This window comes from Cellulosimicrobium sp. MI9406 (genome assembly GCF_040595865.1).
Taxonomy (GTDB): Bacteria; Actinomycetota; Actinomycetes; order Actinomycetales; family Cellulomonadaceae; genus Cellulosimicrobium; species Cellulosimicrobium funkei.
In genome coordinates, this window is record NZ_JALIZI010000008.1 from 208235 (window position 1) to 234228 (window position 25994).

25 protein-coding genes are annotated in these 25994 nt (G+C 75.2%); 4 read left to right on the forward strand and 21 right to left on the reverse strand.

Annotated features, from left to right (window positions below; all coding sequences use genetic code 11):
• Window positions 1–321 precede the first annotated feature (321 nt).
• Complete coding sequence (locus MT994_RS16105; RefSeq protein ID WP_044144199.1) at window positions 322–753, forward strand: hypothetical protein; 432 nt, start codon at window positions 322–324, stop codon at window positions 751–753.
• 107 nt (window positions 754–860) lie between these two features.
• Window positions 861–1388 carry a septum formation family protein gene (locus MT994_RS16110; RefSeq protein WP_021481982.1) on the forward strand — a complete coding sequence of 176 codons (528 nt, stop codon included), beginning with the start codon at window positions 861–863 and terminating at the stop codon, window positions 1386–1388.
• A gap of 96 nt (window positions 1389–1484) precedes the next feature.
• On the opposite strand, the gene pstB is transcribed toward MT994_RS16110, so the two are convergent.
• The 6 genes from pstB to MT994_RS16140 all read right to left on the reverse strand — a co-directional run bounded on the left by pstB (window position 1485) and on the right by MT994_RS16140 (window position 7816).
• The gene (gene pstB / locus MT994_RS16115; protein ID WP_021481981.1) at window positions 1485–2264 is read right to left on the reverse strand and encodes a phosphate ABC transporter ATP-binding protein PstB; all 780 of its coding nucleotides are present in this window, start codon (window positions 2262–2264) and stop codon (window positions 1485–1487) included.
• Window positions 2265–2279: 15 nt separating this feature from the next.
• Entirely contained in the window at window positions 2280–3263 is a 984-nt protein-coding gene (gene pstA, locus MT994_RS16120; RefSeq protein WP_354807060.1) for a phosphate ABC transporter permease PstA, read from the reverse strand.
• On the reverse strand, window positions 3263–4288 hold the full coding sequence (gene pstC / locus MT994_RS16125; protein ID WP_082774769.1) for a phosphate ABC transporter permease subunit PstC: 1026 nt from the start codon (window positions 4286–4288) through the stop codon (window positions 3263–3265). Before pstC ends, pstA begins: the two co-directional genes overlap by 1 nt.
• 102 nt (window positions 4289–4390) lie before the next feature.
• The gene (gene pstS / locus MT994_RS16130) at window positions 4391–5530 is read right to left on the reverse strand and encodes a phosphate ABC transporter substrate-binding protein PstS (protein ID WP_021483683.1); all 1140 of its coding nucleotides are present in this window, start codon (window positions 5528–5530) and stop codon (window positions 4391–4393) included.
• Window positions 5531–5807: 277 nt separating this feature from the next.
• Window positions 5808–6512 carry a response regulator transcription factor gene (locus MT994_RS16135; RefSeq protein WP_076406159.1) on the reverse strand — a complete coding sequence of 235 codons (705 nt, stop codon included), beginning with the start codon at window positions 6510–6512 and terminating at the stop codon, window positions 5808–5810.
• A complete protein-coding gene (locus MT994_RS16140; RefSeq protein WP_354807061.1) occupies window positions 6509–7816 on the reverse strand; it encodes an ATP-binding protein in 1308 nt (435 codons plus the stop codon). The genes MT994_RS16135 and MT994_RS16140 overlap by 4 nt, the downstream gene beginning before the upstream one ends.
• Before the next feature lie 219 nt (window positions 7817–8035).
• Between MT994_RS16140 and phoU the strand changes: the two genes are divergently transcribed.
• On the forward strand, window positions 8036–8719 hold the full coding sequence (gene phoU / locus MT994_RS16145; RefSeq protein WP_354807062.1) for a phosphate signaling complex protein PhoU: 684 nt from the start codon (window positions 8036–8038) through the stop codon (window positions 8717–8719).
• A gap of 93 nt (window positions 8720–8812) precedes the next feature.
• Here phoU and MT994_RS16150 read toward each other — a convergent pair whose 3' ends face one another.
• Complete coding sequence (locus MT994_RS16150) at window positions 8813–9550, reverse strand: phosphoglyceromutase (protein WP_021482508.1); 738 nt, start codon at window positions 9548–9550, stop codon at window positions 8813–8815.
• Window positions 9551–9724: 174 nt separating this feature from the next.
• On the opposite strand from MT994_RS16150, the gene MT994_RS16155 reads away from it, so the two are divergent.
• A complete protein-coding gene (locus tag MT994_RS16155) occupies window positions 9725–10165 on the forward strand; it encodes a nitroreductase family deazaflavin-dependent oxidoreductase (protein WP_043653402.1) in 441 nt (146 codons plus the stop codon).
• A gap of 33 nt (window positions 10166–10198) precedes the next feature.
• Here the strand turns inward: MT994_RS16155 and mshA are convergent, their stop codons facing one another.
• From mshA to folK, 14 genes are all read right to left on the reverse strand, one after another.
• Complete coding sequence (gene mshA, locus MT994_RS16160) at window positions 10199–11455, reverse strand: D-inositol-3-phosphate glycosyltransferase (protein WP_354807085.1); 1257 nt, start codon at window positions 11453–11455, stop codon at window positions 10199–10201.
• A 69-nt stretch (window positions 11456–11524) separates the two neighbouring features.
• Window positions 11525–12736 (reverse strand): beta-propeller fold lactonase family protein, encoded by a 1212-nt coding sequence (locus tag MT994_RS16165; protein ID WP_354807063.1) that lies wholly within the window; start codon window positions 12734–12736, stop codon window positions 11525–11527.
• Between the two features lie 115 nt (window positions 12737–12851).
• Entirely contained in the window at window positions 12852–13193 is a 342-nt protein-coding gene (locus tag MT994_RS16170) for an Lsr2 family protein (RefSeq protein WP_021483784.1), read from the reverse strand.
• Between the two features lie 172 nt (window positions 13194–13365).
• Window positions 13366–13545, reverse strand: coding sequence for a hypothetical protein (locus MT994_RS16175; RefSeq protein ID WP_021483783.1), 180 nt, complete (start codon window positions 13543–13545; stop codon window positions 13366–13368).
• Between the two features lie 26 nt (window positions 13546–13571).
• Window positions 13572–15032: a lysine--tRNA ligase gene (gene lysS, locus MT994_RS16180; RefSeq protein ID WP_082774819.1), complete on the reverse strand. Its 1461-nt coding sequence runs from the start codon at window positions 15030–15032 to the stop codon at window positions 13572–13574.
• A 177-nt stretch (window positions 15033–15209) separates the two neighbouring features.
• Window positions 15210–16190, reverse strand: a complete 981-nt coding sequence (gene nadC / locus MT994_RS16185) for a carboxylating nicotinate-nucleotide diphosphorylase (protein ID WP_336244633.1) — start codon at window positions 16188–16190, stop codon at window positions 15210–15212.
• Between the two features lie 168 nt (window positions 16191–16358).
• A complete protein-coding gene (locus MT994_RS16190; protein WP_354807065.1) occupies window positions 16359–18050 on the reverse strand; it encodes an L-aspartate oxidase in 1692 nt (563 codons plus the stop codon).
• Window positions 18047–18505 (reverse strand): aspartate 1-decarboxylase, encoded by a 459-nt coding sequence (gene panD / locus MT994_RS16195; protein ID WP_354807086.1) that lies wholly within the window; start codon window positions 18503–18505, stop codon window positions 18047–18049. The genes MT994_RS16190 and panD overlap by 4 nt, the downstream gene beginning before the upstream one ends.
• A gap of 53 nt (window positions 18506–18558) precedes the next feature.
• Window positions 18559–19557, reverse strand: a complete 999-nt coding sequence (gene panC / locus MT994_RS16200) for a pantoate--beta-alanine ligase (protein ID WP_354807066.1) — start codon at window positions 19555–19557, stop codon at window positions 18559–18561.
• Window positions 19554–20579 carry a DUF2520 domain-containing protein gene (locus MT994_RS16205; protein ID WP_354807067.1) on the reverse strand — a complete coding sequence of 342 codons (1026 nt, stop codon included), beginning with the start codon at window positions 20577–20579 and terminating at the stop codon, window positions 19554–19556. Before MT994_RS16205 ends, panC begins: the two co-directional genes overlap by 4 nt.
• On the reverse strand, window positions 20576–22114 hold the full coding sequence (locus MT994_RS16210) for a PH domain-containing protein (protein ID WP_354807068.1): 1539 nt from the start codon (window positions 22112–22114) through the stop codon (window positions 20576–20578). Before MT994_RS16210 ends, MT994_RS16205 begins: the two co-directional genes overlap by 4 nt.
• Window positions 22111–22629: a PH domain-containing protein gene (locus MT994_RS16215; protein WP_021483258.1), complete on the reverse strand. Its 519-nt coding sequence runs from the start codon at window positions 22627–22629 to the stop codon at window positions 22111–22113. The genes MT994_RS16210 and MT994_RS16215 overlap by 4 nt, the downstream gene beginning before the upstream one ends.
• A gap of 72 nt (window positions 22630–22701) precedes the next feature.
• On the reverse strand, window positions 22702–23220 hold the full coding sequence (locus MT994_RS16220) for a DUF3180 domain-containing protein (protein WP_034655682.1): 519 nt from the start codon (window positions 23218–23220) through the stop codon (window positions 22702–22704).
• A complete protein-coding gene (gene folK / locus MT994_RS16225) occupies window positions 23220–25841 on the reverse strand; it encodes a 2-amino-4-hydroxy-6-hydroxymethyldihydropteridine diphosphokinase (protein ID WP_354807070.1) in 2622 nt (873 codons plus the stop codon). Before folK ends, MT994_RS16220 begins: the two co-directional genes overlap by 1 nt.
• Window positions 25842–25994: the final 153 nt, after the last annotated feature.

The following is a 25994-nucleotide window of genomic DNA, read 5'->3' on the forward strand; positions in this document are numbered from 1 at the left end:
CAGGTCAGAGCCGTGTCAGCGCGCCTGACGAATCTCGAGGAGGGGCCCCATCGGCCCCTTGCGAGCGCCCCGCGGGCCCTTTCAGGACCCCCACCTCGCACGACGCCCACCGTCCCGGCGCCCCCGGAGCCACGTGACGCCGCTCACGCCACGGTCGCGAGCCGGCCGTTCCGGCCGCCCTCGCCCTCCCGACGCACTAGGCTGGGCGCGGAATCCCGTCCCCCTTCTTGCAGCCCTGGAGTGCACGTGACCCGCATCCCGACCCCCCGAGCCTCGACCCGTGCGGAGTCCCGAGCGACCGGCCGTGCGCGCGCCTGGGCCGTGCCCCTCCTGGTCGCCGGTGTGGCCCTCGCGTCCGCCTGCTCCCCCATCGAGACGAACCGCCCGTACTCCCCCTCCGACGGCCTGCGGGTCGACCTCACCAGCGAGCTGCGCGGGCTCAACCTGCTCGTCGTGAGCGCGGAGGACGGCGAGCCGGGCGCCCTCGTCGGGGCCTTCGCCAACGACTCGACGGAGGACGTGGAGTTCGACGTGACGCCCGAGGGCGGCGCGCCGGTGACGATCCCCGTCGCGGCCGGCGAGACGGTCTACCTCGGCGCCGAGGACGGCTTCGACGCGCAGATCGGCCGCGTCGACGCGGAGCCGGGTGCGATGCTGCCCGTCACCGTGAGCGCGACGACGGGCGAGGAGCAGACCCTCTCCCTCCCCGTCCTCGACGGCACCCTCGAGGAGTACGCGCACCTCCTGCCGTGAGCGCGCAGGTCGCGCCGGAGATCGGCTCGGCTCGTGTCATCGCCCGGCGCTAGCCTTCGCGTGCCGCCCCACCACCCTGGTCGGGGCCTCGTACCGAAGGAACCCTGGTGACCCTCCCCCGCTCCACCCGCCGGCCGCTCGTCCTCGTCGTGAGCGCCGTCGCCCTCGCCCTGACCGCGTCGGGCTGCGGCGCGATCCTCGACGAGATCTCCGGACCCGCCGACGCCCAGCGCGACGAGCCCGGCGGCGAGGTGACCGAGGCGTCGGACGCCGACGTCTTCTCGGTCCAGGTCGGCGACTGCATCGTCTCCTCGAAGCTGGACGACGCGGACCTGGTCGAGTCCGTGCCCGTCGTGCCGTGCTCGGAGCCGCACGACGCCGAGGTCTACGCCGAGACCGAGCTCCCCGCGGGCGACTACCCCGGTGACGAGGCCGTGACCACGAGCGCCGAGGAGTTCTGCTACGGCGCGTTCGAGCCGTTCGTGGGGCTCCCCTACGAGGAGTCGGCGCACGAGTACTGGTACTTCACGCCGCGCGCGGACGGCTGGAACCGGCAGGGCGACCGCGTGGTCCAGTGCGTCCTCGACACGAACGGCACCGACGTCACGGGCTCGCTCCAGGGCAGCGCCACCTGATCTCCTGATCCGTCCCGCACGCCCGACGGCGCCCCTCCCCGCGCGGGGAAGGGCGCCGTCGGGCGTCGGGCCGGGGCCGTGACGGACGGGCTCAGGTCACCCGAAGCGGCCGGAGATGTAGTCCTCGGTGGCCTGCTGCGTGGGCGAGGAGAACATCGTCGCGGTGTCGTCCATCTCGATGAGGCGCCCGGGCTTGCCGGTGCCCGCGATGTTGAAGAACGCGGTGCGATCGCTCACGCGCGCCGCCTGCTGCATGTTGTGCGTGACGATGACGATCGTGTACTCGTCCTTGAGCTCGGCGATGAGGTCCTCGATCGCGAGCGTGGAGATCGGGTCGAGCGCCGAGCACGGCTCGTCCATGAGGAGCACCTGGGGCTTGACGGCGATCGCGCGCGCGATGCACAGGCGCTGCTGCTGGCCGCCGGAGAGGCCCGAGCCCGGGCGGTCGAGGCGGTCCTTCACCTCGTTCCACAGGTTCGCGCCGCGCAGCGACGACTCGACGAGGTCCTCGGCGTCGGACTTCGAGATGCGCTTGTTGTTGAGCTTCACCCCCGCGAGCACGTTCTCCTTGATGGACATCGTGGGGAACGGGTTCGGCCGCTGGAAGACCATGCCGACCTGGCGGCGGACGGCGACCGGGTCGACGTCGTCGCCGTAGAGGTCGACGCCCTCCATCGCGACGGTCCCCTCGACGCGCGCGCCGGGGATCACCTCGTGCATGCGGTTGAGCGTCCGCAGGAACGTCGACTTGCCGCAGCCGGACGGGCCGATGAAGGCCGTCACGGACTGGGGTTCGATCGTCATGCCGACGTCCTGCACCGCGAGGAAGTCGCCGTAGTAGATGTTGAGGTCCTTGACGTCGATGCGCTGTGCCATCGGGGCTGTCCTGTTCTAGCGGAGGGTCTTGGGCGCGAACCAGCGGGTGACGAGTCGCCCGACGAGGTTGAGCAGCATGACGATGAGGATCAGCGTCAGGGCGGCCGCCCAGGCCCGGTCGTAGTTGATGTCGGGGAGGCACACGGCGTCGGTGACGTTGCTGCAGGGCACCAGGCCCTGGCTGTACTGCCGGTAGACGTACACCGGGAGCGTCATCATGCGGCCCTCGAAGAGGTTGCCGTTGATCGAGTCGACGACGCCGACCGTGATGAGGAGCGGCGCGGTCTCGCCGATGACGCGCGCGACGGCGAGCATGACGCCCGTCGTGATGCCGGCGATCGACGTGCGGAGCACGACCCGCACGACCGTGAGCCACTTGGGCACGCCGAGCGCGTAGGCGGCCTCGCGCAGCTCGTTCGGCACGAGCCGGAGCATCTCCTCGCACGAGCGCACGACGACCGGGATCATGAGGACGGACAGCGCGACCGAGCCGACGATGCCCATGCGCACCCCCGGCCCGAACAGCACCGCGAAGAGCGCGTACGCGAAGAGGCCCGCGACGATCGACGGGATGCCGGTCATGACGTCGACGAAGAACGTCACCGCGCGCGCGAGCGGCCCGCGCCCGTACTCGACGAGGTAGACCGCGGCGAGCAGGCCGATCGGCACCGAGATCACCGCGGCGCCGAGCGTGATGAGCAGCGTGCCGAGGATCGCGTGGTAGATGCCGCCCGCGTCCATGCCGCCGAAGACGCCGCGCATGGAGTGCGTGAGGAAGTAGACGTCGAACCGCTCCATGCCGTGCACGACGACGGTCCATGCGACGGACACGAGGGGCACCATCGCGAGGGCGAACGCGCCCCACATGAGGACCGTCATGGTGCGGTCCTTGCGGCGGCGTCCGGCGTCCGCGCCGCGCAGGAGCGCGCGCACGGACGCGGTGCGCTCCGGGTCCGGTGCGGAGGCCCCGCGCGCGGGGCTGGTGCTGAGGGCGCTCATCAGTTGGCTCCCGAGAAGTCCTTGCGCCGCGCGACGATCGCGCGGGCGCCCATGTTGACGAGCAGGGTGATGACGAACAGCGCGAGGCCCGTCGCGATGAGGGCGCTCACCCCGAGCGGGTTCGCCTCGGGGAAGTCCGCCGCGATGTTCGCGGCGATCGTCTGCTGCTGCCCCGCCTGCAGGATCTTGAACGAGTAGAGGAGCCCGGGCGAGAGGATCATGAGCACGGCCATCGTCTCGCCGAGCGCGCGCCCGAGGCCGAGCATCGCGGCCGAGATGACGCCCGACCGCCCGAACGGGATGACCGCGGTGCGGATCATCTCCCAGCGCGTCGCACCGAGGGCGAGCGCGGCCTCCTCGTGGAGCTTCGGCGTCTGGAGGAACACCTCGCGGCTCACGGCCGTGATGATCGGCAGGATCATCACGGCGAGCACGAGCGCGACGGTGAGCAGGACGCGACCGGTCGGCGACGCCGGGCCGGCGAACAGCGGGAACCACCCGAGGGTGTCGGCGAGCCAGGACCACACCGGCACGACGACCGGCGGGAGGACGAGCGAGCCCCACAGGCCGTAGACGACGCTGGGGATCGCCGCGAGCAGGTCGACGACGTAGCCCAGGGTCGAGGCGAGCCGGCGGGGCGCGTAGTGGGAGATGAACAGCGCGATGCCCATCGCGACGGGTGTCGCGAGCACGAGCGAGAGCGCCGCCGCGAGCAGCGTGCCGAAGATCAGCGGCCCCACGAACGACAGCAGCGACGCGCCCTCGGGGAACCACGCGACCTGCTCGCTCAGCTCGGCCCCGCCCGCGCTGAGCGCGGGCCACGCCCGCAGCAGCAGGAAGATCGCGACCGCGGCCAGCACGGCGAGGATGAGCGCGCCGGCGCCCGTCGCGGTCCAGCGGAACGCGCGGTTCACACCACGGTCGCTGTTGCGGGCGCGGCGGCGCGAGGTGCCCGCGCGTCGCACGGGCTCGGACGAGCCGCCCGGCGCGGGGCCCGGCGTCGTGGGTGGGGCTGTGGTGGTCACTCTCGTGCTCCCGGTGTGCTGTCCTGCGGCGTACGGTCTGGTCGCGGGTCGGGGGCGACGGGGCCCGCAGGCCCCGCCGCCCCCCCCGGCGCCCGGCGGTCGTCAGCCGGCGGCGCCGACCGTGATGGCCTCGACGGCCGCGTGGACGTCCGTGCGCAGGTCCTCCGAGATCGGCGCGCTGCCCGCGGCCGACGCGGAGGCCGACTGGCCCTCCTCGCTCGAGACGTAGGTGAGGAACGCCTTGACGAGGTCGCCCGTCGCCTCGTCCTCGTAGTTGAGGCACGCCACCGCGTACGAGACGAGCACCAGCGGGTAGGCGCCGGCCTCGGTCGTGGTGCGGTCCAGCTCGACCGCGATGTCGTGCTCGTGCCGGCCCTCGACGCGCGGCGACGCGTCGACGACCTTGGCCGCGGCCTCCGGGGAGTAGGCGACCCACTCCTCGCCGACCTTGATCTTCGCGGTGCCGAGGTCGCCGGCCTTCGAGGCGTCGGCGTAGCCGATCGTGCCCTCGCCGCCCTGGACGGTCTGCACGACGCCGGACGTGCCCTGCGCGGACTCGCCGCCCTGCGTCGGCCAGTCGCCGCTCGGCTCGTGGCCCCACGCGTCGCCCGCGGTCGCGGCGAGGTACTCGGTGAAGTTCTCGGTGGTGCCCGACTCGTCGGAGCGGTGGACGGGCGTGATCGCCACGTCGGGGAGCGTCGCGTCAGGGTTGTCGGCGGCGATCTCCGGCGCGTTCCACTGCGTGATGGTGCCGTTGAAGATGCCCGCGATCGTGGCCGGGGCGAGGTTCAGCTCGGCGACCTCCGGCAGGTTGTAGATGATCGCGATCGGGCTGACGTAGACGGGGAGGTCGATCGCGCCGTCGGGGCCGCACACGGCCTGCGACTGGGTGATCTCCTCCTCCTTGAGCACCGCGTCGGAGCCGGCGAACGCGACGCCGCCCTCGAGGAACTGGGTGCGGCCACCGCCGGAGCCGACCGGGTCGTAGTTGACCGTGACGTCGGGGTTCGCGCTCTGGAACCCGGCGCGCCACGCCTCCATGGCGGACTCCTGCGAGCTCGCGCCCGCACCGTTGAGCTCACCGCTGAGGTCGCTCGCGGTCTCGGACGAGCCCTCGGAGGAACCACCGGTGGAGCCGTCGGCGCCGCCGACGGGGTCGTCCGACCCGCACGCGGCGAGGGTCAGGGCGAGCGCGCCGACCGCGACGGCGGATCCTGCACGGGAGAATCGGCTGAGCTTCACTCTTCGTTCCATCCTGTTCACGCGTCTCGTGCCACCAGCGAGCGCCGGTGACGATCCCGACGCTAGGAGCGCCGGGTGACGCGTTCCCCGAGAGCGGGTGAACGACGGATGAACAGTGCACAGACCTTCCGTGCCGGGCTGCCGGCTCGCGCGGCGGGCCCCGCGGCGTCGGACGACGACGGCCCCGGTGCGTCCGCGAGGGACGCACCGGGGCCGTCGTGCCGGCAGTCGCGCCGGTCGTTCGTGCCGGACGGGACCGCCGGACGGGACCGTCGGGTCAGGCCTGCCCGACGCCGTCGGCGATCTTGTAGCCGAGGCCCCGCACCGTGAGGAGGTAGCGCGGGCTCGCGGGCTCGGGCTCGATCTTCGACCGGATGCGCTTGACGTGGACGTCGAGGGTCTTGGTGTCCCCCACGTAGTCCGTGCCCCACACCCGGTCGATGAGCTGCCCGCGCGTGAGCACGCGACCGGCGTTGCGCAGGAGCAGCTCGAGGAGCTCGAACTCCTTGAGCGGGAACGGCACGACCTCGCCGTCCACGCTCACGGTGTGCCGCTCGACGTCCATGCGGACGGGGCCGACCTCGAGCGCGCTCTCCGCGACCGGTTCGGCGCCGGCCTCCCCGCCCTTGCGCCGCAGCACGGCGCGCACGCGGGCGAGCAGCTCGCGGAACGAGTACGGCTTGGTCACGTAGTCGTCCGCGCCCAGCTCCAGGCCCACGACCTTGTCGATCTCCGAGTCCTTCGCCGTGAGCATGATGACGGGGACGTCGCCACGCTGGCGCAGCTCCCGGCACACCTCCGTGCCGCTCAGGCCGGGGAGCATGAGGTCGAGCAGGACGAGGTCCGCGCCGTCGGCGTCGTACCGCTCCAGCGCCTCCGTGCCCGTCGCCGCCTCGACGACGTCGAAGCCCTCGCGCCGCAGCTGGTACGTCAGCGGGTCGCGGTACGACTCCTCGTCCTCCACCACCAGGATGCGCGTCACGCGCCTACCTCCTTGTTCCGTGCGCCCGCGTCCGGGGCGCCGTCGTCCGACGCGTGCTCGTGCGGCACACGCTCGTGCTCGTCCGGTGCGCGACCCTCCGTCGCGTGCCCGTCGGGTGCCTGCTCGGCCACCCGGTCGGTCACCGCGCCGCGCGTCCGCGCGGCCGGGACGTTCGCCGCCGGGATGCGGAGCGTGAAGGTCGACCCGCGGCCCGGCTCGGACCACATCGTCACCTCGCCGCCGTGGTCGGCGGCGACGTGCTTGACGATGCTCAGCCCGAGGCCGGTGCCCCCGGTGTCGCGCGAGCGCGCCGGGTCGACGCGGTAGAACCGCTCGAAGACCCGCGCCTGCTCGTCGGCCGCGATCCCGATGCCCTGGTCCACGACGGCGATCTCGACGAGGTCGCCCGACCGCGTCACGCCGACGCCGACGCGCGTGTTCTCGCCCGAGTAGGCCACCGCGTTGTCGAGGAGGTTGCGCACCGCGGTGACGAGCAGGTTGTGGTCGCCGTAGACCGCGGCGTCCAGCTCGCCGCCCGTCGTGAGCACGATGCCCTTGCCCTGCGCGGTCGTGCGGGCGCGGTCGACGGCCTCCTCGACCACGCCGCGCACCGGCACGACCGTCACCTCCTGCAGGGCTCCCGCGACCTGGAGCCGCGACAGCTCGATGATCTCCTGCACGAGCGCGGACAGGCGCGTCGCCTCGGACTGCATGCGTGCGGCGAACCGGCGCACCGCCACCGGGTCGTCCGCGGCGTCCTGGACGGTCTCCGCGAGCAGCGCGAGCGCGCCCACCGGCGTCTTCAGCTCGTGGGACACGTTGACGACGAAGTCGCGGCGGATCGCCTCGACGCGCCGCGCCTCCGTCCGGTCCTCCGCGAGCACGAGCACGTGGTGCGGGCCCACCTGGGCCACGCGCACCTGGAGCATCACCGTGCCCCGGCCGACGGGACCGCGCGGGAGCTCGAGCTCCTCGTCGCGGATCACGCCGTCCCGGCGCACGTCGTCGATCATGTCGCGGATCGCGGCGTGCGCGATCGCGTCCCCGCGCACGACCCCCAGCGCGTACGCGGGCGGGCTGGCCCGCACGACCTCCCCCTCGCCGTCGAGCACGACGGCGGCGGACCGCAGCACGGCCAGCACCCGGACGAGTCCCTCGTCGAGCTCCGGCGCGGTCTCCTCGCGCGCGGCGCGCTGCTGCCGCTCGCTCACGCGGAACGCGATCGCGGCGATCACGCCGACGACGATGCCCACGACACCGGCGAGCAGCACGGTCACGCCCTCGATCAGACTCTCGGCTTGCACCCGTCCAGCGTACGGTCGCGCGCGCTCCCTCCCGGCCCTGCCGGCCCCTGGGCGGGCCCGAGCCGCCAAGAGTTCACCTGACGGCGCACTGGTGTTCACCGGCCGGTCGACCACGCCTGCGAGCGTGTCAGGAGCCGACGGCGTGCCCGGGCGCCTCCCGGCGCGTCGGGGCGCACGCCGTCACGGACCGGACCGACCGGTCACGACGAGAGGGAAGCGATGCGGGAGATCTTCGAGGCCGAGCTGAAGCAGGTCGGCGACGACCTGGCCGAGATGAGCCGGCTGGTGGAGTCGGCCGTGAACCGCGCCGGGCAGGCGCTCCTCACGGCGGACCTGCAGCTCGCGCAGTCGGTGATCGGCGACGACCACACGATCGACGCCCTCGAGCGCGAGCTCGACGAGCGCTGCGTGCTGCTGCTCGCGCAGCAGCAGCCCGTCGCGACCGACCTGCGGGTCGTCGTCAGCGCGCTGCGCATGAGCGCCACCCTGGAGCGCATGGGCGACCTCGCGCGCCACATCGCGCAGGTCGCACGCGGCCGCTACCCGGGCCGCGCGATCGAGCCGTCGCTGCACCGCACGTTCGAGCAGATGCACGACGCCGCCGTCCGCGTGGCGCGGCGCACGACCACGCTCCTCACGACGCGCGACCTCACCGTCGCCGCGAACATCGAGCGTGACGACGACCTGCTCGACAAGCTGCACCAGGACACGTTCAGCGCGCTGCTCGACGGCACGTGGACGGGCACGCCGCAGGAGACGGTCGACGTCACGCTCGTGGGCCGCTACTACGAGCGCTTCGGCGACCACGGGGTGTCGATCGCCAAGCGCGTGACGTACCTCGTGACCGGCGAGTTCGCCGACGACCGCGGCGCACCCGCGGGCAGCACGCGCGCGACCGCCTGACCCGCCGCCGGGAGCGCCCGCTCGACCGGCGCAGACGACCGTGGCCCGTCCGGATCTCCGGACGGGCCACGGTCGTGCGGGGGGTGGGGCCGGTCAGCGGCCCTGGTTCGCGACCGCTGCGGCGGCCTCGGCGGCGGCCTCGGGGTCGAGGTAGCGGCCGCCCTTCGTGACGGGCTTGAGGTCCTCGTCGAGCTCGTAGAGCAGCGGGATGCCGGTCGGGATGTTGAGCGCGGCGATGTCCTCGTCGGAGATGCCGTCGAGGTGCTTGACGATCGCGCGCAGCGAGTTGCCGTGCGCGGCGACCAGGACGGTCTTGCCCGCCTTGAGGTCGGGGACGACCTCGCCGTCCCAGTACGGCAGGGCGCGCTCGAGCACGTCCTTGAGACACTCGGTGCGCACGACGGGGGCGTCGGCGTAGCGCGGGTCCGTGTCCTGCGAGAACTCGGAGCCGAGCTCGATCTCGGGCGGCGGGACGTCGTAGGAGCGGCGCCAGAGCATGAACTGCTCCTCGCCGAACTCCTCGAGGGTCTGCTTCTTGTTCTTGCCCTGGAGCGCACCGTAGTGCCGCTCGTTGAGGCGCCAGGACCGCTTCACGGGGATCCAGTGGCGGTCGGCCGCGTCGAGCGCGAGGTTCGCCGTCGTGATGGCGCGGCGCAGGAGCGAGGTGTGCACGACGTCGGGCAGGACGCCGGCCTCCGTGAGGAGCTGACCGCCGCGCTTCGCCTCCTCGGTGCCCTTCTCCGACAGGGCGACGTCCACCCAGCCGGTGAACAGGTTCTTGGCGTTCCATTCGCTCTCGCCGTGGCGGAGCAGCACGAGGGTGTAGGTCATGCCTCCATCCTGCCGCACGGCCCGGCGCCGCGGCACGCGCGTCCCACGTGGTGGTGACCGTCGCCGCGCGGCGTGGGACGAAGGTCCGGCCGTCCCGGGCCGCCCGAGCAGCGCCGCGCCACGGCCGGGGGCGCGGCCGGGAATCAGCGCGCCGTCGCGCACGTTCTCTCCCGCATGCCGATCGACGGAGAGTACGCACCGAGCCCGAGCACCTGGTCCCGCGAGCAGGCGGAGGCCTACGAGTCGTCCGGCGGGACGCGCAGCACGACCATGAACGGGATGCCCGTCGTCGTCCTCACGACGCTCGGGCGCCGCAGCGGCAAGGTCCGCAAGACCCCGCTCATGCGCGTCGAGCACGACGGCGCGTACGCGGTCGTCGCGTCGCTCGGCGGCGCGCCGAAGCACCCGGTCTGGTACCTCAACGTGCTCGCGCACCCGCGGGTCGAGCTGCAGGACGGCACCGAGCGCCACGACTACGTCGCGCGCGAGGTCCACGGCGAGGAGAAGGCGCTGTGGTGGGAGCGCGCGGTCGCGGCCTACCCGCCGTACGCCGACTACCAGGAGAAGACGTCGCGGGAGATCCCCGTCCTCGTGCTGGAGCGCGCGGACGACTGAGCCCGGCGTGACCCCGCGTACCGGTCCGCGCGGTCAGCGCGCCGCGCGGACCTTCTTCGCCTGCGCGTAGACGTCGAGCATCCGGACCGCCGCGACGTCCCACCCGAACCGCTCCCCCGCGCGTCGGGCGCCCTCGCCGAGGGTCGCGAGGCGGGCGTCGTCGGCGAGCAGGTCCGCGAGGAAGCGCGCCCAGGTCTCCGGGTCGTGGTCGGGCACGAGGACGCCGGAGACCTGGTCCTCCACCACGGTCCGCAGCCCGCCGACGGCGGCCGCGACCACGGGCGTGCCGCTCGCCTCCGCCTCGGCCGCGACGAGCCCGAACGTCTCGTTGTGCGAGGGGACGGCGACGACGTCGGCCGCCCGGTACCAGCGCACGAGCTCGTCGCGCGGGACGGGCGGGCGGACGACGAGCCGGTCGCTCACGCCCACCTGGTAGGCGAGGGCCTCGAGCTCGCGGACGGCCGTCGGGCGGCCGCTGGGGCCACCGAGCACGACGAGCGTCGGCACGGGCTCCCCGCGCGCGGCGAGGACGCCGAGCGCTCGGACGAGCACGTCCGGGCCCTTGAGCGGCTGCACGCGCCCGGCGAAGAGGACGAGGCCGCCGTCCACCGGCAGGCCCAGGTCGGCCTGCAGCGCGCGCCGCCGCTCGCGGCGCGCCCGGGCGTCGCCGGTCGTGGCGCCCGGCGCCGGGGAGAACAGCTCGAGGTCCACGCCCGGCGGCACGACGTGCACGCGCGCCGGGTCGGCCGCGTAGTCGCGCACGAGGTCCTGCGCCTCCGCGTCCGTGCTCGCGACGAGCGCGTCCGCCTCCGCGACGACCTGCTCCTCGCCGATGATGCGCCCGAGCGGCTCGGGCGCGTCACCCGGCGCGAGCGCCGCGTTCTTCACGCGCGCGAGCGTGTGCATGGTGTGGACGAGCGGGACGTCCCAGCGGTCGGCGGCGAGCCACCCGACCTGCCCCGAGAGCCAGTAGTGCGTGTGCACGACGTCGTACCAGCCCTCGCGATGCCGGGCCTCGGCCCGGAGCACCCCGGCCGTGAACGCGCAGAGCTGGCCCGGGAGGTCGTTCTTGTCGAGCCCCTCGAAGGGCCCGGCGGCGACGTGGCGCACCGTCACGCCGTCGGACACCTCGACCACGGGCGGCTGGCTCGACGCCGTCGCGCGCGTGAAAATCTCGACCTGCGCGCCGCGGCGCGCGAGCGCGTGCGCGAGCTCGGTGACGTACACGTTCATGCCGCCCGCGTCGCCGGTGCCCGGCTGGTCGAGCGGCGACGTGTGCACCGAGAGCATCGCGACCCGCAGCGGGTCCGACGGGTCGGGGGCGGTTCCGCCCGGCAGGTCGAGCGTCGTCACGGCGGGTCAGGCCTCCACGACGCACGCCGGGGCCGGGAGCGCGAGCACGTCGAGCACCTGGGCGGCGCCGTCCGAGCGGCGCACGCGCAGGAGCGCGAGGTTCGACGTCGGGGCGTCCGGGCCGGCCACGGCGGGCCGCTCGACGAGCGGGTCGTCGTTCTGGTTCGCCACGACGACGAGGTCGTGCAGGGGCGCGTCGGAGTCCCCCTGGTCGGCCTCGGCGCCCGACCCCGCGCAGGTCGCGGCCCCGAGGATCGCGAAGTGGCGCGGCCACGCGCCGCCCACGGGCGAGTCGGCGAGGTGACGCAGCGTGGGCACGCCGCCGTCCGGCCCCGGCTCGACCGCGTGCACCGCGAGCACGTCGGCGCCGCGCACCGCGGCGAGGACACGCGTGCCGTCCGCCGTGACCGCGACGTGCGAGGGGTAGTTCCCGCCGTCGGCCGGAGCGGCGGCGTGCGTGACGTCGTAGCGCGCGACGACGTCATAGGTGCGCACGCCGTCCGGCCCGTCCACCGGGGAGAGCAGGAACAGCGCCGGGTCGAGCTCGCCGACGACGACGAGGTGCCCCGACGGCAGCGCCGCGAGGTGGCGCGGGCCCGTGCCGGGCGGGAAGGTCGCGACGACGCGGGCCGTCGAGCCGTCGGGCGCGGCCGGGTCGTGCCGGCGCAGCTCGTCGGTGCCGAGGTCGACGACGAGCACCGCGCCGCTGCCGTCGTCCGCCGCGCCGAGGTGCGCGAGGGGCGCGACGAAGTGCGCGTGCGGCCCCTCCTGGCGGTCGGCGACCGGGCCGGTCCCCGCGTGCCCGTGCCGGCGCGGGCCGGCGTCGGGCGGGCTCGTCTCGAACGCGCCGTCGTCCGTCGTCGGCACGACCGTGAGGACGCCGTCGCCGTAGTTGGCGACGAGCACGTCACCGCTCACGGCGACGTGGCACGGGTACGAGCCGCCCGTGGCGACCGGGCCACCCCGGGGGGTGAGGGCGCCGTCGGGCCCGACGGCGAACGCCGAGACGGAGCCGGCCTCCGTCTCCCCCACCGCGTAGAGCGTGTCACCGTCGAGCGCCAGGAACGACGGCGACCCCGACGCGGCGGCGAGCGTGCCGCCCCCGAAGGAGCCGGTGCCCGCGGCCGGGTCGACGTCGAGCTCGACGCGCCACACGCCCTCCGCGCCGCTCGGGTGCGGGTAGGTGCCGATCCAGAGGGCGCGGGTCGCGGAGGTCATGCCCCGAGCCTAGTTCTCCGCGCGGGCGGCTCGGCACGAGCGCCCCGGCGCACGAGAAGGGCGCCCGGCCGACGTGTCGTCGGCCGGGCGCCCCGGTGCTCGGTGAGACGACGCGTCAGTGCGCGGCGTCGTACGCGGTCTGGATCTCCTGGGAGATGCGCCCGCGGTCGTTGACCGTGTAGCCGTTGGCACGGGCCCACTCGCGGACCTCGGTCGCACGGGCCGAGCCGGACGAACGACCGCCGCCGCTGCGGCGGGCCGGCCGGGCCGAGCTCGTGCGGGACGAGACCTTGCGCGCGTTGCCGACCCACGACGCAAAGGCGTCGCGCAGCTCTTGGGCATTCTTCGTGCTGAGGTCGATCTCGTAGGAGACGCCGTCGAGTGCGAACGTGACGGTCTCGTCGGCCGCACCCCCGTCGAGATCGTCGACGAGAATTACCTGGACTTTCTGGGCCACTGTGGTTTCCTCACGCTTCACAGGAATTGCTGTCGTCGTCAGGATGCCACCGCGAATGGTGAGCGTCAATTGAACACGCCGCGCCGACGGAACGTGCGCACCGTACCTGACGGGCAATTCTTGGACGGCGGTCCATCATTTCGGGACGCCGCCCGACGGCCTTCCGCGGAGATCAGGAGTCGTGCGCGGGAGCAGCATTCCCGCGCGCGGCGGATTCCTGTTCCGCGTCGAGGCGCGCCAGCGCGGCGCGCTCGTTGCGGTCCGCGCGCACGATCGCGCGCATCGCGACATAGAAGAGCACGCCGACGCCGATCGACGGGATCAGCGCCGCGAGGGTGGGCCAGATGTCCATGCTGTCGGTCCTAGTTCTCGGCCGCGCTACTGCGCGGGCTTCACGAGCGGGAAGAGGATGGTCTCGCGGATGCCGAGACCGGTGAGCGCCATGAGCAGGCGGTCGATGCCCAGGCCCATCCCGCCGGACGGGGGCATCGCGTACTCCATCGCGGTGAGGAAGTCCTCGTCGATGCGCATGGCCTCCTCGTCACCGGCCGCGGCGAGCAGGGCCTGCGCCTCGAACCGCTGCCGCTGGACCACCGGGTCCACGAGCTCGGAGTACGCCGTCGCGAGCTCGACGCCGCGCACGTAGAGGTCCCACTTCTCGACCTGCCCGCGCACCGTGCGGTGGTCGCGCGTCAGCGGCGAGGTCTCGACCGGGAAGTCCCGCACGAACGTCGGTGCGACCAGATGGTCTCCCACGAGGTGCTCCCACAGGCCTTCGACGAGCTTTCCGTGATTGACGTTCTTCGGGTCGAAGGAGAGCTCGTGCTTGTCCGCGAACGCCCGCAGCGTCTCGACCGACGTCTCGGGGGTGATGTGCTCGCCCAGCGCGTCCGAGAGCGAGTCGTACATCTTCAGCTGGGTCCATTCCCCGCCGAGGTCGTACTCCGTGCCGTCGGCGAGCGTCACGAGCGTCGTGCCGAGAGCGTCCTGCGCGGCGCGCTGCACGAGGTTCTGGGTGAGCACGGCCATCGTGTCGTAGTCGCCGTAGGCCTCGTACGCCTCGAGCATCGCGAATTCCGGCGAGTGCGTGGAGTCCACGCCCTCGTTGCGGAAGTTGCGGTTGATCTCGAACACCTTCTCGACGCCCCCGACGGCCGCGCGCTTGAGGAACAGCTCGGGCGCGATGCGCAGGAACAGGTCGATGTCGAACGCATTCATGTGCGTCTCGAACTGGCGCGCGGCGGCACCCTCCGGACGCGTCTGGAGCATCGGGGTCTCGACCTCGACGAAACCGCGCTCCCAGAAGTTCTCGCGGATCGAGCGCACGACGGCGGCGCGCAGGCGCACGGTGTCCCGCGCCGCCGGGCGGGCGATGAGGTCGACGTAGCGCTGGCGCACGCGCGCCTCCTCCGAGAGCTCCTTGTGGAGCACCGGGAGGGGACGCAGCGCCTTCGCGGCGATCTGCCACGCGTCCGCGAACACGCTCAGCTCGCCGCGGCGCGAGCTGATGACGCGGCCGTGCGCGAACAGGTGGTCGCCGAGGTCGACGTCGGACTTGAACGCCGCGAGGGACTCCTCCCCGACGACCGCCTGGCTGAGCATGACCTGCAGGCGGTTCCCCTCGCCGTCCTGCAGCGTGGCGAAGCACAGCTTGCCGGTGTTGCGCAGGAACACCACGCGGCCGGCGACGCCGACCTCGTCCTGCGTCTCCTCGCCCGTCTCCAGGTGCGCGTACGCGGCACGGACCTCGGCGATCGTGGTCGTGCGCGGCACCGAGACGGGGTAGGGCTCGTCGCCGCGCGCGAGGATCCGCTCGCGCTTCTCGCGGCGGACCTGCATCTGCTCGGGCACGTCGTCGACGTGGTCCTCGGGCTCGGGCACGGCAGGAGAGGGGGTTCCGGCGGGGGAGGTCACCCCTGGATTCTACCGACGCTCCCGCGTCCCCGAGATAGAGCCGTGGTCGCGCGAGGTAGAGCCGTGGTCGTGACCAGGGCTCTACCTCGCGGGACCGGGCCTCTACCTCGCGGGACCGGGGCTCTCCCTCGGCGGGAGGGTGGGGAGGAGGTCGAGCGCGAGGTCGAGGATCGGGGCCGAGTGGGTGAGCGCGCCGACGGACAGGTAGTCGACGCCGGTGCCCGCGACCTCGCGCGCGCGGTCCAGCGTGAGGTTGCCCGTCGCCTCGAGCTCCACCTTCGCCGGGACGCCGTCGGTCCCCTCGCGTGCCCGCACGGCCGCGACCGTGTCGGCGAGCACCGGCGTCGGCATGTTGTCCAGGAGCAGGAAGTCGGCGCCCGCCGACAGCGCCTCGAGCGCCTGCGCCGTGGTGTCGGCCTCGACCTGCACGAGCACGTCGGGGAACGCCTGGCGGATCGCCTCGATCGCGGCGCTCACCGACCCCGCGGCCACGACGTGGTTGTCCTTGACCATCGCGACGTCGTAGAGGCCCATGCGCTTGTTCGTGCCGCCGCCCGCGCGGACCGCGTACTTCTCGAGCGCGCGCAGCCCGGGGGTCGTCTTGCGCGTGTCGAGCACCTGGGCGCCGGTGCCGGCGAGCTCGCGCGCCCAGGCGCGCGCCGCCGTCGCGACCCCCGACGCGCGGCTCGCGAGGTTGAGCAGCGTGCGCTCCGCCGTGAGCAGCACCTGGACGGGACCGGTCAGGGCGGCGAGGACGCGGCCGCGGCCCACGGCCTCGCCGTCGGACGCGACGAACGTCACCTCGACGGGCGGGAGGCCGAACCGCTCCGCGACCTGGCGCGTCACCTCCTCGACCACCACGAGGCCCGCGACGACCCCGTCCGCGCGGGACACGAGGTGCGCGGTCCCGGTGGCCGACGTCGGCACCGTCGCCTGGGTGGTCACGTCGCGCCCGGGCACGGGGCCCAGGTCCTCGTCGAGCGCCCGGGCGACGGTCTCGGCGATCCACGCCGGGTCGAGCCCGGGCTCCACGCGGGACGGGACGGCGGGCGGCGCTCCGCCGTCGGCGGGACGGGCGGGCACGGGCTCGGCAGGGCTGCTCACGGTCCCCCACGCTATCCGCTCGCGTGCCCGCAGCGCGCCGGTGCCCGGCGGCTCCCGGCCGCCGCCCGCCCACGCCGTCGCGCAGGACCGCGGTCGCGCGGGCCCGCGGTCGTGCAGGCCCGCGGTCGCGAGGTCGCGCGCCGCGCCTCAGCGGACGAGCAGGGTCCCGTCCGCGCCGAGCGAGACGAGCACACGCCGCTCCCACGCGGGGTCGCTCGCCGGGAAGTCGGTGCGGAAGTGGCCGCCGCGGCTCTCGGTGCGCAGCGCCGCCGCGGCGGTGAGCGCCGTCGCGACCTGGTGCACGTTCGTCGTCTCCCACTCCGCGGCCTGCGGCTGCGCGACGACGTCGCTCGCCTCGTGCGCGTCGGTGCGCACCGCGGCGAGGCGGGCGGCGGCGGCCGCGAGCCCGTCGCCGTCGCGCAGGACGCCCGGGCCCGCGGAGGCGATCGACTGGATGCGCGAGCGCGCGGCCGCCGCCACGAGGGCCGACGGTCCGGGGCGGCCGACGGGCTCGCCCACCTCGAGCTCGCCCGCGGCCACCCGCTCCGTGATCTGCCGCGCCGCGCGGTGGGCGAACACGAGCCCCTCGAGCAGCGAGTTCGACGCGAGGCGGTTCGCGCCGTGCACGCCCGTGCACGCGACCTCGCCGATCGCGTAGAGGCCGTCGACGGTGGAACGACCGTGCAGGTCCGTCACGACGCCGCCCGAGTGGTAGTGCTGGGCGGGCGCCACGGGGACGGGCTCCTCGGTCCAGTCGAGCCCGTTCTCGGCGAGCCGCTCGGTGATCGTCGGGAAGCGCGCGCGCAGGAACTCGGCGCCGAGGTGCCGCGCGTCGAGCAGCACGTGGTCCGAGCCGGTCGCGGCCATCTGCCGCACGATCGCGTGCGCGACGACGTCGCGCGGCGCGAGCTCGGCCATGGGGTGCTGCGCGGGCATGAACCGGTGGCCGTCGGTGTCGAGGAGGATCGCGCCCTCGCCGCGCACGGCCTCGGAGATGAGCGGGAGCTGCCCCTTGGCGCCGAGGCCGAGCCACAGCACCGTGGGGTGGAACTGCACGAACTCGAGGTCGCCGAGCGTCGCGCCCGCGCGCAGCGCCGCGGCGATGCCGTCGCCCGTGGCCTGCGGCGGGTTGGTCGACGAGCGGAACACCTGCCCCACCCCCCCGGTCGCGAGCACGACGGCGCGCGCGAGGACCGCACCGACGCCGTCGCGCGAGCCCTCGCCGCGCACGTGGAGGGTCACGCCGCACGCGCGGGGAGCGCGGTCGCCCGAGCCGTCGGTCGTCAGCACGTCGAGCACGAGCGCGTTCTCGATGACCTCGATGCCCGGGTCGCGTCGCACGGCCTCGAGCTGCGCGACGAGCGCGCGCGAGATCTCCGCGCCCGTGGCGTCGCCGCCCGCGTGCGCGATCCGGTCGGCGTGGTGCCCGCCCTCGCGCGTGAGGGCGATGTCGCCGTTCGCCGCCCGATCGAAGTTCGCGCCGCGCGCGACGAGCTCGCGCACGCGCGCGGGGCCCTCGGTGACGAGCACCTCGACGGCCGCTGGGTCGCACACGCCGGCGCCCGCGACGAGCGTGTCCGCGAGGTGCGCCTCGGGCGAGTCCTCGGGGTCGAGCGCGGCCGCGATGCCGCCCTGCGCCCAGACCGTCGACCCGGACGACAGCTCGCCCTTGGTGACGAGCAGGACGTGGGGCACGCGCGTGCGCAGCTCGAGCGCGGCGGTGAGCCCGGCGATGCCCGAGCCGACGACCACGACGTCCGCCGTCGTCGTCCACCCCGGTGCGGGGGCGGCGAGGGACCGGGCGAGGTGGGGCGCGGACGCCCCGCCGGCCCGGGTCACGCGGGGCGCACCGCGGAGGCCACGCCGCCGTCGTCGACCGCGCCGCGGAACGGGGCGAACGGCAGGCCGCTCGCCTCGAGGCCGTGGCCCGCGGGCACGAGCCCGGGCTCGTCGGAGAGCTCGACGATGCGGTTCTGCTCGTCCACGAAGACGACGTTCGGCAGGTAGGTGCGCGCGTCGGCGTCGTCGAGCATGCCGTAGGCGATGAGGATGACGACGTCGCCCGGACTCACGAGGTGCGCGGCGGCGCCGTTGATGCAGATCTGGCCCGCACCACGCTCGCCCGGGATGACGTACGTCGTCAGGCGCGCGCCGTTGGTGACGTCCACGACGTCGACCTGCTGGCCCGGGTAGAGGTCCGCGCCGTCGAGCAGGTCGGCGTCCACGGTGATCGAGCCGACGTAGTGCAGGTCGGCCTGCGTCACCGTCGCGCGGTGGATCTTGCCGATCATCATGGGTCGCTGCAGCGACGCCGGACGTCGCGGCGGGCTCGGCGGGGTCTGCGCGGTCACGCGGTTCCTCCAGGTGCGGGGGCACGGCCCGCGGGGTCCGCCGCCCGGGTCGCGGGCGGCACGATCTCGACGGCCGTGTTGTCGATGAGACGCGTGGTGCCCACGCGTGCCGCGACCAGGAGGAGCCCGGGGCCGACGGCGCCGGGCGCCAGGTCCTCCACGGTAGCGGGATCGACGAGCACCACGTAATCGACGTCAACGCCGTCGGTGGCCTCCAGGATTCCCCGCGCGGCGGCGAGCACGGACGGCGCGCCCTCCCCCGCGGCCGCGGCGTCCCGCCCGGCGCGCAGCGCGCGGCTCAGCGCGAGCGCGTGCTCGTGCTCGGCCGGGGAGAGGTACGCGTTGCGCGACGACCGCGCGAGGCCGTCCGCCTCGCGCACGGTCTCGACCGCCAGGACCTCCACGTCGAGGTCGAGGTCGGCGACCATGCGGCGCACCGCGAGCAGCTGCTGCGCGTCCTTCGCGCCGAACACGGCGACGTCCGGGCGCACGAGGTGGAGCAGCTTGAGCACGACCGTGAGCACGCCGTCGAAGTGCCCGGGCCGCGACGCGCCCTCCAGCACCGTCCCGATGCGCCCCGACGTCACCCGCACGATCGGGCCGTCGGCCGAGCCCAGGTCGGGGTAGAGCTCGTCGACGGGCGGCGCGAACACGACGTCGACCGCCGCGTCCGGGCCCGCCGCGGCGAGCAGCGCCACGTCGGCCGCGACGTCGCGCGGGTAGCGCTCGTAGTCCTCGCCGGAGCCGAACTGCAGCGGGTTGACGAAGTCCGTCACGACGACCTGGCCGTCGGGTCCCGCCTCCGCGCGCGCCCGGCGCACGAGCTCGAGGTGCCCGGCGTGCAGCGCACCCATGGTCATGACGACGACGCGGCGTCCGTGCGGGTGCTCGGCGCGCCACGCGTCGAGCGCGGTGCGCAGCGCGGCGCGCGTCGTCACGACGGCCGGGGTGCCCGGTGCGGGGGGCCCGGCGTCCGGGCGGGGGGTGCTCGTCATGCTCGTCCTTCGTCGTGCGGGTCCTGCGGGTCGGGCCTGTCCTGCTGGTCGTGCCGGCCCTGCGGGTCGGGCACGGGCGCGTCGAGCGCGTCGAGGAGCTCGCGGGCCGCGCGCTCGCCGAGCCGGCCGCCCGCGAGCGCGCGGTGCGTCGCGGCGCGGCTCAGCGCCCGGTACGACGGCGGCACGTCCACCGCGTCGCTCGTCGCGGCGAGGGCGTCCAGGGCGGCGAGGTGCTCGCGGACGGTGCCGACGTCGCCCCGCGCCACCGGCCCGGTGAGCCCGAGGAGCGCCCCGGCGCCCGCGCCCGTCCCCGACTCGGCACCCGCGTCGGCGCCCCGCGTCGCGCCGTCGAGGGCGGCCGCGAGGAGCGGCGCGAGCGCGCGCCCGGGCTGGTCGACGCCCGCGGCCTCGAGCGCCTGCGCGGCCTGCGCGACGAGCACGACGAGGTGGTTCGCGCCGTGCGCGAGGGCCGCGTGGTAGAGCCCGCGCGACTCCTCCGCGACGACGACCGGCTCCCCGCCGAGCTCGACGACGAGCGCCTGCCCGATCGGCAGGACCGGGCCGGGCGCGGTGACGGCGAACGTCGTGCCCTCCAGCCGCGCGAGGTCGAGCGACGTGCCGGTGAACGTCATGGCGGGGTGCAGCGCGAGCGGGATGGCTCCGGCGGCGCGCGCCGGGTCGAGGACGGCCGTGCCGTAGCGGCCCGACGTGTGCACGACGATCTGGCCGGGCTGCCACGCCCCCGTGTCGGCGAGGCCGCGGACCAGGGCCGGGAGCGCGTCGTCGGGCACGGCGAGGAGCACGAGCTCGGCGCGCTCCACGACCTGCGGGACCTCGAGGACGGGCACCCCCGCGAGGAGCGTCTCGATGCGGTCGCGCGACGCGTCGGACACGCCGCTCGCGCCCACGACCGCGTGGCCGACGGCGCGCAGGGCGCTGCCGAGGACCGCCCCGACGCGACCGGCCCCGACGACGCCGACCCCGAGCCGCCCGGGGCGGCGACCGCCGTCCGCGGCGCTCACGCGTTCTCCTCGAGCGGGACGTCGTCGCGGCGCATCCAGAGCTCCGGCCCCGCGTGCGCGCGGGCCTCGCGGGCGCGCTCGGCCTGGGTGTCGAGGAGGCGGGCGGCGTCGCCCGCGTCGAGGTGCCGCACCTGGGGCGAGACCGGCCCGGGCGTCGAGTGCACGGTGAACGACGCGACGTCGAGCCGGCGCTGCAGCGGGCCCTGCTCGAGCCCGAGCGACTGGGTGCGCTCGTGGGGCACGACGACGAGGGTGCGGAAGACGCGCCCGCCGCGCAGCAGGAGGGCGCGGTCGGTGACGCTGAAGCCGTTCCGCCGCCACGCGACGAGGTCCAGGAGGCGCGCACGGCGCGGGGACGCGACGAAGTGCTGCCCGGCGTCGAGCCCGGACAGGCCCTCGTCGAGCAGGCCGCGGGGGTCGGGCGTGCCGAGGTCCGGCAGCACGAGCCACAGGGCCGCGAGCGCCTCGTCGCGCGTGCCGACGGGCAGGAGCACGCTCGTGCTGTCCGTCCCGTCGGTGCTGACGCCGTACCCCGCGACGTTGACGTCGACGCGCCACCAGTCGGGCCCGCGCCAGAACGGGCCCTGCCGCAGCCGCACGGCCTGGACGCGACCGGGCGGGATCGTCTGCGAGCGGGTCTCCAGCAGGCCGTGGCGCAGGCGGATGCCGTCGGGCGAGATGGCGGACCGGAAGCCGAACTCGCCCGTGAACCGGGAGAACAGGAACCCGCCGAAGCCGAGCACGGCGGGCAGCGCGCTGAACAGGATCCCGATCTCGCGCGTGCCGACGACGACGCCCGCGATGCCGAGCACACCGAGGACGAGGCCGACCGTCGCGCCGGACCGCAGGAGCGAGGCGACGAGCCGACCCGGCCCGACGGCGGTCACGGGCTGCTCGGGCGCTTCGGCGACGAACGCCGGCGCGTCCGCCCCGGGCGCCTGGACGTCCCCGGCCGGCGCCCCGACGGCGCCGGGAGCACCCGGGACCGCGGTCGCACCCGGGGCGCCGGGCGCCGTCGCGGCGGCCGGGCGCTCGCGCGCGACCCGAAGGCCCGCGGCGCGCGCGAGGAGGTCGTTGCGCAGCCGGTTCGCCTCTGCCTCCTTGAGGAAGCCGAGCTTCACGCCCGAGTCCGCTCCCCCGGCGACCTCGAGCTTGAGCTCCGCGAGCCCGAAGAACCGGGCCAGGAGCGGCTGCACGACGTCGACCGCCTGGAGCCGGTCGAGGCGCGCCTTGCGCTGCTGCCGGAACAGCACGCCCGTGCGCAGGTGCACCGACTCGTCGTCGACCGCGTAGCTCGTCATGCGCCACGCGACCGCCGAGTACCCGAGCCCCACGAGCCCCACCACGAGGATGCCGAGGAGGATCATCCACCAGCGGTCGCCCTCGAGGAGGTTCTCCCCCTCGGGCAGCCCGTTGAGCGTCTGCTGGCCGACGACGACCAGGAGCACCGCGATGACCGTCCACCCCCGCACGAGCGGGGTGACCGGGTGCACCCGGTGCCACACGAGGTCGTCGGTGGCCGGTGCGTCGTTCACAGGCCCGCCAGCCTCGCCTCGCCGCGCGACGCGAGCCGGTCGCGCAGGCGCTCCGCCTCGGCCGGCTCGAGACCGTCGATCGTCGCGTCGGTCGACGCAGACGCCGTGTGGAGCTGGACCTGGGCGATGCCGAGCTTGCGCGCGAGCGGCCCGGCCTGGACGTCGACGTACTGCATGCGGCCGTAGGGCACGACGACGAGCGTGCGGAACATGATGCCGTGGCGGATCAGGAGGTCGTCGTCACGCTCCGCGTAGCCGATCGCGCGGACCTGGCGCGGCACGAGGACGGCCGCCCACAGGCCCAGGAGCGCGAGCACGCCGAGCACGAGCCACTGCCACCAGTGCGGGAAGAGGATCGCGAGCACGATCACGGCGACGGCCGGGACCGCGAGCGTGATGCCCACGGACAGCAGGCGCGCCGTGACGAGCCGCGGCGACACGCGCGTCCACTCGATGCCGGGCGGGTCGAAGGGGCCGGTGCCGCGGGGGTCCTGGTCCCGTGCAGGGTCGGTCATGCGTCGATTCTCCCATCCCATCCCGTCCCGGTGCGGACCGGGTCGTGCACAGGCCGGGGCGGAGGGCGCGTCTCAGGCGGGCGTGCCCGCGCCCGGAGTCTCCGGGTCCTCGCGCGTCACCGAGCCCTCGCGGCCCTCCCGGCCCTCGCCGCGGTCGTCGGGCGGGAGCTGGCAGAACCGCTCGGCAACGAGCCCGACGACGGCCAGCACGACCGCGCACGCGGCGGCCAACCCGGCCGCGAGGGCCCGGTCGCGGAACGCGTCGATCGAGAGGTCGGGCAGGGCGGCGAGCACCTGTGCGCCGTACCAGCCCGTCAGGAGCGCGCCCGTGAGCGCGGCCGCCTTCGCGAGGACGAACGTGCGCGCCGCCCGGATCGCGTCGAGCGACGGGCGCTTGCCCTGCTGGTACGCGCGCACGGTCCAGCCCGCCCAGAACACCGCCGCCGCGAGCGCGAGGACGGTGACGTCCACGATCCACGGCACCGCCGGCAGGAGCGTGCCGCGGCTCTGGAGCAGGCGCACGACGAACCACCCGCCGACGGCGGTCGCGACCGCCACGAGCAGCAGGGTGCGGACGGAGGTGCGCCGCATCAGCGCTCGTCGTCGCGACCGTCGCCGGACACCGGCCCGAACGGCGGCCACGGGTCGTTCGCCGGGAGCCCCGCGTCCGCGAGCGGGCCGGGGGCGGACGCCGGTCCACCGCCCGAGACAGGCGCGAACGGCACCGACCGGATGATGTCGTCACCGGACGACGCGGCGTCCGCGGGCGGCTGCGGGTGCGCGGGCTGCGCGACCGGCTGCTGCGGCGCCGTCGGCACGGGCTCGGGCGCGTGGACCGGCGGGAAGACCGGGTGCGCGGGTGCGGCGTGCTCGGGGAAGCGCGCCGCGTCCTGAGCCGGGGCGGGCCCGGCGTCCGGGGCGTGCCCGGCGTCGGGCGACGACGGCACAGGGTGCGACGGCGGCCGGTTCGACGGCCCGGGGAACGGGGCGACGGGGACCCCCGCGTCCTCGCGCGGGTCGAACGAGCCGTCGGGGACGATCGGCGGGGCCGCCCCCTCGGGCGCGACGCCTTCGGAGACGGGCGCGAAGACCGGCCGTGCCGGGAGTGCCTCGCTCGGTGTCACGGTCTGCGGGAGACCGGCCGGCTGCGGCACGACCGCGGGCTGCGGCGGGGCCACCGGGGGCGCGGGCTCCGCGGCGGGCGGCTGCGGCGGCTCCGCCTGCTGGACGTGCGGCGGCTGCTGCGGGGCGGGCTGCTGCTGCGGGGCCGCGGGCTGCTGCGCGAGGGGCTCCTGCGCGAGCGGCTGCTGCGGCGCCGGGTGCGCCTCGTGCGGCGGCACGGGCTGCTGCGGTGCCGGGTGCTGCGGTGCCGGCGCGCCGTCGGGGGCGGGCACGCCGCCGCCGGGCGTCACGGGACCGTCGTACGGGGCGGCGACGGGACCGGTGTGCGCCTGCTGGTAGGGGTCGGGCACGTCGACGGGCGCGGGCGGCGGCGCGGCGTCCGTGCTGCCCGTCGTGACGGGCACGGCGCCCGTCGGGTCGGGGGCAGGGTCCGTCAGCCAGTCGAGCGCGAGCCACCGGATGCCCCCGCGGTCGGGCGCGGTCGCCGCGAGGGCCGCGACGGGGCCGCCCCCGAGGCCCGGGAGCACCGCGTCCGGGTCGATCTGCGACCACGGCTCGAGCACGAACGCCCGCTCGTGCGCGCGGGGGTGCGGCAGCTCCAGATCGTCGGTGACGGCCGTCAGCGTGCCGTAGACGATGAGGTCGACGTCGAGCGTGCGGGGACCCCAGCGCTCGTCGCGCACCCGGCCGTGCGCCTGCTCGACCGCCTGGCACGCGTGCAGCAGGTCGCGCGCCGACAGGCGCGTGCGCGCGAGGAGGACGGTGTTGAGGTAGTCCGGCTGGTCGGGGCCACCCACGGCCTCCGTCCGGGCCAGCGGCGAGACCTCCGTGATCTCGAGACCGGAGATCCGGTCGAGGTCCGTGATCGCGTCGCGCAGCGTCTGCTGGGCGTCGCCGAGGTTCGCGCCCAGCGCGAGCACGACCTCGACGAACCCGGCGGGCACGTCGTCCATCCGGTCGTGCTCGACGGGCGCGGCCACCTCCGCGGCGTCGTGCGCCCCGCCGGGGGCCTCGTCGTGCGCCGGGACGGGCTCGGCCGCGGCGCCGTACGGCAGGGGCTCGGCCTCGGGGGCGGCGTGCTCGACGGGCGCGGCGTCGCCGGGGACGGTCCGCTGCTCGCCCGACGGCGCGCCGGGCGCGACCGGCGGCGCGTCGTGGTGCAGCACGTGCTCGGCGGGGCCGGCCGCGGGGACCGACCCCGCGACGAGCTCGTCGTACGACGCCGCCTGCTGCGGGTGCGGTGCCGCGTCGTCGTGCGCGGGCTCGCCGCGGTCGTCGTGCGCGGGCTCCGCGTACGGCGCCTCCCCGTACGGCGCCTCGCCGTACGGTGCCTCCGCGGGGGTCTGCTGCTCGCCGCGGGCGTCGCCGGGGACGGCGGCGTCCCGGACGGCGGAAGCCTCGCGGGTCGCGTCGAGCGCGTCCTCCGGGGATTCGGCCGCCGTCGCACCGGACTCGGCCGCGGTCCGCGCGTCCTCGACCGGGGCACCGGCCGAGCCCGGGAGGATGCTGGGCGGCATGACCTCGGGCGCGGGGGCGAGCGGGGCCCGGTCGTCGGGCGCGGGCACCTCGCCGACGCCGTGGATGAGCGCGGGGGCGACCGACCCGACCGGGATCGGCCCGACGGGCTGCGCGTCGCGCGACCCCTGCTCCCCGCGGCGTGACAGCGGCGCGACGACGGGGACGACCACGCGGTCGCGACGGATGACGACCTCGACGTCCTCGAACGGGACCGTGATCGGCGCCTGCGGCTTGTGCACCGCGACGTCGACCGCGACGACGTCGTCGTGCGTGAGGATCGTCGCGGCGATGCGCTCGGCGACGGTCTCGACGAGGTCGGCGGGCGATCCGGCGAGGACCGCGACGACGTCCTCGGCGACGCCCGCGTAGCTGACCGTCCGGGACAGGTCGTCGCCGCTCGCGGCGGCGCGCGTGTCCAGGTGGAGCACGACGTCGGCCCGGAAGAGCTGGCCCTGCGCCTTCTCGTGCTCGAAGACGCCGTGGTGGCCCGTCGCGCTCAGGCCCGTGAGGCGGATCCGGTCGAACGGCCGTCCGTCCGCGTCGAGGACCGCTCCTGCGAACGCTGTGGTCACGTCGTGCTCCCGTCCGGTGCTCCGTCGTCGCCCGCCGGGGCGGGTCGTCGTCACCGTGTCTCGTTGCGTGTGTCGTGCTGCGCCGGGCCGCCCGCGCCGCGGGGCCCCTCGCCCATCCTGCTAGGTCGTGGGCCGCGCCGTCGAGTCGCTCCC

What these genes read in the sequence shown, in the direction of transcription:
- pstB (WP_021481981.1), bottom strand. Translation starts at nt 2,264, where the DNA reads ATGGCACAGCGCATCGACGTCAAGGACCTCAACATCTACTACGGCGAC.
- pstA (WP_354807060.1), bottom strand. Translation starts at nt 3,263, where the DNA reads ATGAGCGCCCTCAGCACCAGCCCCGCGCGCGGGGCCTCCGCACCGGAC.
- phoU (WP_354807062.1), top strand. Translation starts at nt 8,036, where the DNA reads ATGCGGGAGATCTTCGAGGCCGAGCTGAAGCAGGTCGGCGACGACCTG.
- MT994_RS16150 (WP_021482508.1), bottom strand. Translation starts at nt 9,550, where the DNA reads ATGACCTACACCCTCGTGCTGCTCCGCCACGGCGAGAGCGAATGGAAC.
- MT994_RS16155 (WP_043653402.1), top strand. Translation starts at nt 9,725, where the DNA reads ATGCCGATCGACGGAGAGTACGCACCGAGCCCGAGCACCTGGTCCCGC.
- mshA (WP_354807085.1), bottom strand. Translation starts at nt 11,455, where the DNA reads ATGCTCTCGGTGCACACGTCGCCGCTCGACCAGCCGGGCACCGGCGAC.
- MT994_RS16165 (WP_354807063.1), bottom strand. Translation starts at nt 12,736, where the DNA reads ATGACCTCCGCGACCCGCGCCCTCTGGATCGGCACCTACCCGCACCCG.
- MT994_RS16175 (WP_021483783.1), bottom strand. Translation starts at nt 13,545, where the DNA reads ATGGACATCTGGCCCACCCTCGCGGCGCTGATCCCGTCGATCGGCGTC.
- lysS (WP_082774819.1), bottom strand. Translation starts at nt 15,032, where the DNA reads ATGCAGGTCCGCCGCGAGAAGCGCGAGCGGATCCTCGCGCGCGGCGAC.
- panD (WP_354807086.1), bottom strand. Translation starts at nt 18,505, where the DNA reads ATGATGATCGGCAAGATCCACCGCGCGACGGTGACGCAGGCCGACCTG.
- panC (WP_354807066.1), bottom strand. Translation starts at nt 19,557, where the DNA reads ATGACGAGCACCCCCCGCCCGGACGCCGGGCCCCCCGCACCGGGCACC.
- MT994_RS16215 (WP_021483258.1), bottom strand. Translation starts at nt 22,629, where the DNA reads ATGACCGACCCTGCACGGGACCAGGACCCCCGCGGCACCGGCCCCTTC.
- MT994_RS16220 (WP_034655682.1), bottom strand. Translation starts at nt 23,220, where the DNA reads ATGCGGCGCACCTCCGTCCGCACCCTGCTGCTCGTGGCGGTCGCGACC.